The organism is Streptomyces sp. AMJ-169 (assembly GCF_055597585.1).
The window spans coordinates 307,081-318,226 of the sequence record NZ_JBVLTJ010000004.1 but is presented as its reverse complement, the minus strand read 5'-3'; the positions used below and the strand labels follow the sequence as shown (position 1 = coordinate 318,226).

Below are 11,146 nucleotides of genomic sequence, written 5' to 3'. Positions count from 1 at the left end.
CCGCAGCAGGACGCCTCACCACACCGAACTGGAGTCGACCACATGACCGAGGACAAGCTCCGCACCTACCTGCGGCGGGTCACGGCGGAATTGCAGAACACACGGGAGCGGCTGCGCGAGTCGGAGGAGAAATGGCGCGAGCCCCTCGCGATCGTCGGCATGGCCTGCCGGCTGCCCGGCGGCGCCGACTCGCCCGAGAAGCTGTGGCAGCTCGTCGCCGACGGCGTCGACACCACCGGCGGCCTGCCCACCGACCGCGGCTGGGACCTCGACGACCTCTACGACCCCGACCCCGACAAACACGGCAAGACCTACACCAAGGAAGGCTCCTTCCTCTACGACGCGGGCGACTTCGACCCCGCCCTGTTCGGCATCTCCCCGCGCGAAGCCCTCGCGATGGACCCCCAGCAGCGGCTGCTCCTCGAAGTCTCCTGGGAGGCCGTCGAACGCGCCCGCATCGACCCCACCTCCCTGCGCGGCTCCCGCACCGGCGTCTTCGTCGGCGGCCTGCCCACCGGCTACGGCGCGATGCTGCTGGACTCCGCCGACGACCAGGGCTACGCCCTGACCGGCGGCACCGGCAGCGTCATGTCCGGCCGCGTCTCCTACACCCTCGGCCTCCAGGGCCCGGCGGTCACCGTCGACACCGCCTGCTCGTCCTCCCTGGTCGCCCTGCACCTCGCCGCCCAGTCGCTGCGCCAGGGCGACTGCTCCCTGGCGCTCGCCGCGGGCGTCGGCATCCTCGCCACCCCGGCCGGGTTCGTCGTCTTCGCCCGCCAGCGCGGCCTCGCCGTCGACGGCCGCTGCAAGGCGTTCGCGGACGCCGCCGACGGCATCGGCTGGGGCGAGGGCGCCGCCGTCGTCATGCTGGAGCGGCTCTCCGACGCGCGCCGCAACGGACACCCCGTGCTCGCCGTCATCCGGGGCTCGGCCGCCAACCAGGACGGCGCCTCCAACGGCCTCGCCGCGCCCAGCGGCCCGGCCCAGCAGCGCGTCATCCGCCAGGCCCTCGCCACCGCCGGGCTCGCCCCCTCCGACGTCGACGCCGTCGAGGCGCACGGCACCGGCACCCGGCTCGGCGACCCCATCGAGGCGCAGGCGGTCCTGGCCACCTACGGACAGGGCCGCGACCCCGAACTCCCGCTCTACCTCGGCTCGTTGAAGTCCAACATCGGTCACACCCAGGCCGTCTCCGGCGTCGCCGGTGTCATCAAGACCGTCCTCTCCCTCCAGCAGGGCGTCCTGCCCAAGACCCTCCACGTCGACCAGCCCTCCACCGAGGTCGACTGGACCGCCGGGGACGTCGAACTCCTCACCGAGCAGCGGGAGTGGCCCGAGACCGGGCACCCGCGCCGGGCCGGCGTCTCGTCCTTCGGCATCAGCGGGACGAACGTGCACGTGATCCTGGAGGAGGCGCCGACGGCGGAGGAGGCCGAAGAGCCTTCTGCGGAGGACACCGCCCCCGCCCTCGGCACGGACACCCTCCCCTGGACCCTCTCCGCCGCCACCTCCGCCGCCCTGCGCGACCAGGCGGCCCGCCTCCACGACCACCTCCTCACCCACCCCGGCCTCACCCCGCCCGAGGTCGGCCGCTCCCTCGCCACCACCCGAGCCGCCCTCGAACACCGGGCGGTCCTCCTCGCCGAGGACCGCGACGGCTTCCTCAGCCGCCTCGTGGCCCTGAAGGACGCCGCCGAGGACACCCCCGGCGTGGTCACCGGCTCCGGCGCCAAGGCCAAGACGGTCTTCGTGTTCCCGGGCCAGGGCTCGCAGTGGGCCGGCATGGCGGTCGAACTCCTCGACTCGTCGCCGGTGTTCGCGGCGCGGATGGCCGAGTGTGAGACGGCGCTGTCGGAGTTCACGGACTGGTCGCTGACCGAAGTCCTGCGCGGACAAGGCGAGTTGGAGCGGGTGGACGTCGTCCAGCCCGTGTTGTGGGCGGTGATGGTCTCCCTCGCTGAACTGTGGCGTTCGTACGGTGTCGAGCCGGCGGCGGTCGTCGGTCACTCGCAGGGTGAGATCGCGGCGGCCGTCGTCGCCGGTGCTCTCACGATCGAAGACGGCGCCCGGGTCGTCGCCTTGCGTTCCAAGGCGATCCTGGCGTTGTCGGGCAAGGGGGGCATGGTCTCCGTCCAGCTCCCCGCCGACCGCGTCCGCGCAGAACTGGTGCGCTGGGACGGGCGGATCGATCTGGCCGCCGTGAACGGGCCCGCCTCTGTTGTCGTCGCCGGTGAGACCGGTGCGCTGGACGAGCTGCTGGCGTGGGCCGAGGCGGAGGGCGTGCGGGCGCGGCGGATCGCCGTGGACTACGCCTCCCACTCCGGGCAGGTCGACGCCGTGCGCGACGAACTCGCCGAGCTGCTGAAGGACGTCTCGCCCGGCTCGTCGCGGGTGGCGTTCTACTCGTGCGTGACCTCGGGGCGGCTGGACACCAAGGCGCTGGACGGCGACTACTGGTTCCGCAATCTGCGCCGGCCGGTCGAGTTCGAGGAGACCACCCGGGCTCTGCTGGAGCAGGGGCACAACCTCTTCGTCGAGGTCACCCCGCATCCGGTGCTGACCGGGGCGGTGCAGGACACCGCCGACGCCGTGGGCCGTGAGGCCGCCGTCACCGGGACCCTGCGCCGGGGTGAAGGCGGCCCGCAGCGGCTGCTGTTGTCGCTGGGGGAGGCGTACGTCCACGGCGCGCCCGTCGACTTCACGTCCTGCCTGCCGCAGGCCGACACCGTCGCCCTGCCGACCTACGCCTTCCAGCACCAGCGGTACTGGATGCAGGCGCCCCCCGCGACGGCGGGCGTCGGCCGTCCCGTCGACGCCTGGCGCTACCGCGTGACCTGGCGCCGGATCAGCCCGGCCGCCGGGGTCGCGCTCGACGGCCGCTGGCTGCTGGTCGATCCGCTCGGCGACGGCGAGGAGATCGCCGGGGCGCTGCGCGCGGCCGGCGCCGAGGTCGAGGTCGCCCAAGAGGTGCGGGACGGGGCGTACGACGGGGTCGTGTGCCTGCCCGCTGGGGCCGCTGACGCGCTGGAGGCCGTACGGGCGCTGGACGCGGCCGGGGTGCGGGCGCCGGTGTGGTGGCTGACGCGCGGGGGTGCCGCGGTCTCGGCCGGGGACACCGTGCGCGGCGAGGCGACGCGGCTGTGGGGGCTCGGGCAGGTCGTCGGGCTCGAACTGCCCGAGCGGTGGGGCGGGTTGATCGATCTGGGGGAGTGGAGCGAGGGCGTCGCCGCCGTGCTGCCGGTCCTGCTGGCCGGGGGCGCGGGGGGTGAGGACCAGCTCGCGGTGCGCGGGCCCGCCGCCTACGCGCGCCGGCTGGTGCGGGCGCCGCTCACCGAGCGCGGTGTGGTCAGCACGTGGAAGCCGCGCGGCACCGTGCTGGTCACCGGCGGCACCGGCGGCATCGCCGCCCACCTCGCCCGCCGCCTCGCCACCGAGGGCGCCGAACATCTTCTGCTGCTCGGCCGGCGCGGCGCCGAGGCTCCCGGGGCGGATCAACTCGCCGAGGAGATCCGGGCGCTGGGCGCCGAGGTGTCCTTCGCGGCCTGCGACGTCACCGACCGCGAGGCCCTCGCCGCCGTCCTCGCCGCCGTACCCGAACAGTGGCCGCTGACGGCCGTCCTGCACGCCGCCAGCTCCACCAGCTACGGCCCCGCCCTCGGCGTCACCGCCGGGGAGCTGGCCGCCGGCATGGCCGCGAAGGCGGACGGCGCCCGGCACCTGGACGAGCTGACCGCCGGGCTCGACCTGGACGCGTTCGTGCTGTTCTCCTCCGGCGCCGCCGTCTGGGGCAGCGCGGGCAACGCCGTGTACGCGGCGGCCAACGCCTACCTCGACGGCCTCGCCCACGAACGCCACGCGCGCGGCCTGCCCGCGACCTCCGTCGCCTGGGGCGGCTGGGCCGACGGCGGGATGCTCAGCGACTTCGGTCAGCTCGCCGACCAGCTCCAGCGGATGGGCGTACGCCCGATGCGCCCCGAGGCGGCGCTCGACGTCCTGTGGGAGGCCGTCGAGCACGGCGAGACCACGCTCACCGTCAGCGACATGGACTGGGAGCGGTTCGCCCCGGTCTACGCCCTCGCCCGGCGCCGGCCGCTGATCGAGGAGATCCCGGAGGCCGCCCGCGCGCTGTCTCCGGCCGGCGACAGCGCCGCGGCCGGCGACGACAGCACGTCCGGCCAGCTGCGCGCCACCCTCGCCGGACTGAACCCGGCCGAGCAGCGCGCGACGCTCCTGGAGCTGGTGCGCGGCCGGGCCGCCGGGGTCCTCGGCCACACCGATCCGTCGGGCATCGCCGTCGGCCGCCCCTTCAAGGACCTCGGTTTCGACTCCCTCACCGCGACGGAACTGCGCAACCGCCTCAACGCGGCGACGGGCCTCAAGCTGCCCGCCACCCTCGTCTTCGACCACCCCACCCCGACGGCCCTCGCCGACCACCTGCGCGCCGAACTCCTCGGCTCCGCGCCGGAGTCGACGGCACCTTCGGCCCGCGCCGCCGACACCGACGACCCGCTGGTCGTCGTCGGCATGGCCTGCCGCTACCCGGGCGGGGTGCGCGGCCCGGAAGACCTGTGGCAGCTGCTCACCGAGGGCCGCGACGAGATGGCGGACTTCCCCGACGACCGCGGCTGGGACGCCCTCTCCCTCTACGACCCCGGCCGGCAGACGACCCTCTCCGGACAGGGCGCGTTCCTGTACGACGCGGGCGACTTCGACGCCGAGTTCTTCGGCATCTCCCCGCGCGAGGCCCTCTCCATGGACCCCCAGCAGCGGCTGCTGCTCGAAGTCTCCTGGGAGGCGCTGGAGCGCACCGGCATCGACCCGCTGTCCCTGCGCGGCTCCCGCACCGGCGTCTTCGTCGGCGGCACCCCGCAGGAGTACGGCGCCCTGCTCATGAACTCCGCCGCCCTGGCCGGGGGTTACGCCCTGACCAGCTCCTCCGGCAGCGTCATGTCCGGGCGGGTCTCCTACGTCCTCGGCCTGGAGGGGCCCGCCGTCACGGTCGACACCGCCTGCTCCTCCTCCCTGGTCTCCCTGCACCTCGCCGGGCAGGCGCTGCGCGCGGGGGAGTGCGACCTCGCGCTCGCGGGCGGCGTCACCGTCATGGCGACGCCGGGTTCGTTCGCGGAGTTCGCCAACCAGGGCGGGCTCTCCTCCGACGGCCGCTGCAAGGCGTTCGCCGACTCCGCCGACGGCACCGGCTGGGGCGAGGGCGTCGGGGTCGTCGTCCTCGAACGGCTCTCCGACGCGCGGCGCAACGGGCACCGGGTGCTGGCGACCGTGCGGGGCAGCGCCGTCAATCAGGACGGTGCCTCCAACGGGCTCACCGCGCCCAACGGGCCCTCGCAGCAGCGGGTCATCCGGGCCGCGCTCGACAACGCGGGGCTGGTCCCGGACGACGTCGACGCCGTCGAGGCGCACGGCACCGGCACCCGGCTCGGCGACCCCATCGAGGCGGGCGCGCTGCTCGCCACCTACGGCAGGGAGCGCGACCCGGAGCGGCCCCTGTGGCTCGGCTCGGTCAAGTCCAACATCGGGCACACCCAGTACGCCGCCGGTGTCGCCGGCGTCATCAAGACGATCCTCTCGCTGCGCGCGGGCGTCCTGCCGCGCACCCTCCACGTCGACGAGCCGACCCGGCAGGTCGACTGGTCCGGCGGGGGAGTGCAGCTGCTGACCGAGGCCCAGGCCTGGCCGCGCGCGGAGGGGCCGCGCCGGGCCGGTGTCTCGTCGTTCGGGATCAGCGGCACCAACGCGCACGTGATCCTGGAGCACACCCCGGAGCCCGCCGCCCCCGACGACACCCCCGGACCGGACGTTCCGCTCGTCCCCTGGCTGCTGTCCGGACACACCGAGGCCGCCCTGCGCGACCAGGCGGGCGCCCTCCTCGCCGACCTCGAAGTCCGCCCCGACGTGCGGCCGTTGGACGTCGCGCACTCCCTCGCCACCACCCGCAGCGCCCTCACGCACCGCGCCGCCGTCCTCGGGGACACCCCGCAGGCGCTGCTGGACGGGCTGCGCGCGCTCGCGGCGGGCGCCCCGGACGCAGGCGTCTTCGAGGGCACCGCGCAGGACGCCCCGCTCGCGGTCGTCTTCCCCGGCCAGGGCTCCCAGCGGACCGGCATGGGGCGTGAACTGTACGCGCGCCAGCCGGTGTTCGCCGCCGCGCTCGACGACGTGTGCGCGGCCTTCGACGGGCTGCTCGACCGCCCGCTGCGCGCCCTGCTGCTGGACGGGGACACCGACCGGGAGACCCTCGACGACACGGCGTACACGCAGCCCGCCCTGTTCGCCGTCGAAGTCGCCCTCTACCGGCTGCTGGAGAGCTGGGGTGTGCGCGCGGACGTGCTCATCGGGCACTCCATCGGTGAGCTGGTCGCCGCTCATGTCGCGGGCGTGTGGACGCTGCCCGACGCCTGCCGGGTGGTCGCCGCGCGAGCCCGGCTGATGGGCGCGCTGCCCGCCGGGGGCGCCATGCTCGCCGTGCACACGTCCGAGGCCGAGGTCGCCGGGGTGCTCGCCGCCCGCGAGGGCGCCGGCATCGCCGCCGTCAACAGCCCCACCTCGGTCGTCGTCTCCGGTCCTGAAGGCCAACTCCTGGAGGCCGCCGCCGAGTTCGTGGGGCGCGGCTACCGCACGAAGACGCTGGCGGTCAGCCACGCCTTCCACTCCGCGCTGATGGAGCCGATGCTGGCGGACTTCGCCGCCGAGCTGGCCCGCGTCGAGTTCCACGAGCCGGCGCTGACCGTCGTCTCCAACCTCACCGGCGCCACCGCCTCGGCCGCCGAACTGCGCTCGCCCGGCTACTGGGTGCGGCACGTCCGCGACACCGTCCGCTTCGCCGACGGCGTGCGCACCCTCCTCGACCGGGGTGTGCGGACGTTCCTGGAGGCCGGTCCCGGGGGCGCCCTGACCGCGATGGCCGCCGAGACCGCCGCCGCGCACGGCGACACCCCGGTGACCTGTGTGTCCGCGCTGCGCGCCACGGGCCGCGGCGAGGCCGACGCGCTCGTCACCGCCGTCGCCCGCCTCGCCCTCGCCGGCCACCCCGCCGACTGGCCCGCCTACTACGCGGGCGCCGGCGCCCGTACGGTCGCCCTGCCGACGTACTCCTTCCAGCACCGCCGGTACTGGCTGGACATCCTCGGCGGCGGCGCGCAGGACGCCGCCGCGCTGGGCCTGGACCCGGCGCACCACCCGCTGCTGGGCGCGGTGACCGCGCTGCCGGAGACGGGCGGGCTGCTGTTCACCGGCTCCCTCGCCCCCGGCCGGCAGCCCTGGCTCGCCGACCACGCCCTGGGCGGCGTGCCGATCCTGCCGGGCACCGCGTTCCTCGAACTCGCCCTGCACGCGGGCCGGTACGCCTCCTGCGAGCGGGTCGAGGAACTCATCGTGCACGCGCCCCTCGCGCTCACCGGCCCGACCGCGCTGAGCGTGGGCGTCGAGCCGGCCGACGCGGACGGGCGGCGGACCTTCACCGTGCACGCCCGCGCCGAGGAGCCCGGCGCCGAGTGGATCCGGCACGCCGGCGGCGTCCTCAGCCCGATCACGGCTCCCGCTCCCGCCCTGGACGGCACCTGGCCGCCGCCCGGCGCGCAGGAGGTGCCGCTGGACGGCTTCTACCTCACGACCGCCGAACGGGGCCTGGAGTACGGTCCCGCCTTCCAGGGCCTGACCGCCCTGTGGCGCGCGGACGGCGTCCTGTACGCCGACGTCACGCTGCCCGAGGTCCTCTCCGGCGCCGGGGACGACGACCGCGACGGCCACGCCGTGCACCCCGCGCTGCTCGACGCCGCCCTCCAGCCGCTCGCCCTGGGCGTCCTGGCCGCCGAGGGCGCGGAACCGGTCCCGGCCGGGCTGCCGTTCGCCTGGTCCGGCGCCCACCTCCACGCGGGCGGGGCGCGCGCGCTGCGGGCCCGGCTGACGGCCAGCCAGGACGGCACGGTCGCCGTCCTGCTGGCCACGCCCGGCGGGCAGCCCGTGCTGAGCGTCGACGCGCTGACCCTGCGCACCCCGAGCGCCCCGCAGGCCCCCGCCGCCGCGAACGACCTGTACCGGCTCGACTGGCCCGCGCTGCCCGTCCCCGCCGTGGCCGGCGGCGCGGCCTGGGCGCTGGTCGGGCTCGACCCGAGGGAGCTGCGGCCCCGGCTCGCCGCCGCGTGCGGCCGGGACGTCGTGCCCTACTCCGGTGCCCGGGTCCTCGCCGACGCGCTGGACTCCGGCGCGCCCGCCCCTGCCGCCGCGCTGCTGTGGTGCGACGCGCCGGACGGCGCGGACGCGGCGGCCGACGCCCGCGCGCTCACCCGGCAGGCGCTCGACCGGCTCCAGGAGTGGCTGGCCGACGAGCGGCTGGCGGACGTCCCGCTGGTCCTGGTCACCCACGGCGCGGTCGCCGCGGGGCCCGAGGACACCGCCCCGCACCCGGCGCGCGCCGCCGTCTGGGGGCTGGCCCGCGCCGTGCAGAGCGAGCACCCCGGCCGGCTGGTCCTGGCCGACCTCGACGCGGACCTCGACGGCGCCGGACCGCAGGACCGGACGGCCGCCGCCCTCGCCGCGCTGCCGGGCGCCCTGGCCACCGGGGAACCCCAACTGGCGCTGCGCGGCGGCACAGTTCACGTACCGCGCCTCACCCGGCTGCCCGCTCCTGACCCGGACGGCCCCGCCCTCGCCCCCGACCCGTCCGGCACGGTCCTGGTGACCGGCGCGACCGGCGGCATCGGCGCCCTGGTCGCCCGCCACCTGGTCGAACACCACGGCGTACGGCACCTGTTGCTCGCCACCCGGCGCGGACCCGAGGCCCCCGGCGCGGACGTGCTGGCCGCCGAACTGACGGCGGCCGGCGCGCGGGTGACGATCGCCGCCTGCGACGTCGCCGACCGCACGGCCCTCACCGCCCTGCTCGCCGGTCTTGACACCCCGCTCGCGGGCGTCGTCCACCTGGCCGGCGTCGTCGAGGACCGGCCGGTCCTCGATCTCACGTCCGGACAGCTGGACGCGGTGCTGCGGCCCAAGGCGGACGCGGCGTGGCACCTGCACGAGCTGACGGCCGGTGCGGACGGGGGAGACGCGGTCCCGCTGGTGCTGTTCTCCTCGGCCGCCGGAGTGCTCGGCAGCCCCGGACAGGCCAACTACGCGGCGGCCAACGCCTTCCTGGACGCCCTCGCCGAGTACCGCGCGTCCCTCGGGCTGCCCGTGCTCTCGCTGGCCTGGGGCCCCTGGCAGGGCGTCGGCGGCATGGCGGACGGCCTCGACGGGCGGTCGCGGCCGGCCGGCGGCGGGCTGCTGCCGTTCGGCGCGGACAGCGGGCTCGCCGTCCTCGACGAGACGCTGGCCGTCCGCTCCGCGCCGGCCGTGGTGGCGCTGCGGCTCGCGCTGAAGGCCGCGGAAGGGCTGCCCGCCGAGCAGATCCCGGTGATCCTGCGGGGCCTCGTGCGCGGGGTGCGGCGCCCGGTCAGGGCGCTGGACCGGGCCGTGGACCCCGGCGCAGGCGCCGGTCTGGCCGCGCTGGCGCCCGCCGACCGGGCCGAGGCCCTGCTGAGCCTCGTACGCGCCGAGGCCGCCCGGGTGCTCGGCCACGACGGGCCCGACGGCATCGACGCCGACCGGGCCTTCGGGGACCTCGGGTTCGACTCGCTGACCTCGGTCGAGCTGCGCAACCGGCTGGCCGGGGCGACCGGGCTGCGGCTCCAGCCGACGCTGGTCTTCGACCACCCGACCCCGGCCGCGCTCGCCGCCGCCCTCGACGCCCGCTACGCCGAGCCGGCGCCGCGCACGTCGCCCGAGGCCCCGGCCGACCCCACGGCCACGGTCGCGGATGCCGTCGAGTCGCTGTACCGGCACGCGGTGTCCATCGGGGAGTACGCCCGGGCGGCCAAGGTCCTGATGAACTCGGCAGGGCTGCGGCCCTCGTTCGGCTCGGCGGAGGAAGCGGGCCGGGCACCGGGCCTGGTCAAGCTCGGGGACGGCGACGGCAGCGGGCTGCCCGCGCTGATCGGGCTGCCGTCGACCTCGGTGTGGGCCAGCGACCAGGAGTTCGTCGCCCTGGCCAGGCCGCTGCGCGGGCTGCGGGACACGTACTCGCTGATGATGCCGGGCTTCGCCGCCGGTGAACTGGTCGCGGCGAGCGTCGACGCGGTCGCCGACCACGCGGCGCGGACCATCCTGCGGGGCATGGACGGCGCCCCCTTCGCGCTGGCCGGCCGCTCCTCCGGCGGCTCGCTCGCCTACGCGGTCGCCGCGCGCCTGGAGGAGCTGGGGGCCCCGGCGGCGGGTGTCGTCATGCTCGACTCCTACCTCGCGCACACGCCGCAGACCCAGTACATGGTCCACGTCATGGAGTCCCGCTCGCTGGAGCGGGAGGCCGAGTTCGGGCGGATGACCGGGCTGCGGCTCACCGCGATGGCGTCGTACTTCTCGCTCTTCGACACCTGGGAGCCGGCCGAGCTGGCCACGCCGGGGCTGCTGCTGCGGGCCTCGACGCCGGTCGCGCCCGACCCCGGGCACCCGCAGGAGGTGCCGGACGAGTGGCAGACGGTGTGGCCGGTGCCGCTGACCGTGCGGGACGTGCCCGGCGACCACCACTCGATGATCGAGGAGCACGGGCAGGTCACCGCGGGGGTCATCCATGAATGGCTGACCGGCCTGGGGTCGTGATCCGGCCCGGCGCGCATAAATCTGAAGAGTAAGAGAAAGGTTAGGGCGGCGTAAGAGTCGGGCTTCGGTCCGTCGGCGAGTTCCGCAATTCTTACGCCGCCTTTATGTAGCAGGTATTTGTTAATTCGGAGGGGCCACAGGGAAACCCTAGTAATTTTCGACCCGAGGTGATCTTGTGCGTTTAATGATTATTGTCTGTTTTTGGGGCGGGCTGTCCCGAGGTGTCCGGAAGGGTGTCCGGCCTAGTAAATCCCCTAGATAGCAGCCAAGTTACGGGTGTGAAGCCGGATCGCGGGAGGCGTTTTCGGTGTCCGGCTCGAGTGAGATGTGCACATCAGTGCTTTCCATCCAGTGGAATTTACCTCTGTAAAATTGAGATACTCGTCTAGAGTCTGGGTGTGCCTGGTTAGTGGCTGTCAGATCGATGACTGCTGAAATCCGTAGTTGTCTTGGCCAATTTCGGGCAAATTCTCTAGTGTGCCGACGCGACGTGGAT

1 protein-coding gene is annotated in these 11,146 nt (G+C 75.2%); it reads left to right on the top strand.

Annotated elements, in window-relative coordinates; genetic code table 11:
- Positions 1 to 42 precede the first annotated feature (42 nt).
- Positions 43 to 10,650 carry an SDR family NAD(P)-dependent oxidoreductase gene (locus tag ACYUD3_RS12295; protein WP_470967984.1) on the top strand — a complete coding sequence of 3,536 codons (10,608 nt, stop codon included), beginning with the start codon at positions 43 to 45 and terminating at the stop codon, positions 10,648 to 10,650.
- Positions 10,651 to 11,146: the final 496 nt, after the last annotated feature.

What these genes read in the sequence shown, in the direction of transcription:
- ACYUD3_RS12295 (WP_470967984.1), top strand. Translation starts at nt 43, where the DNA reads ATGACCGAGGACAAGCTCCGCACCTACCTGCGGCGGGTCACGGCGGAA.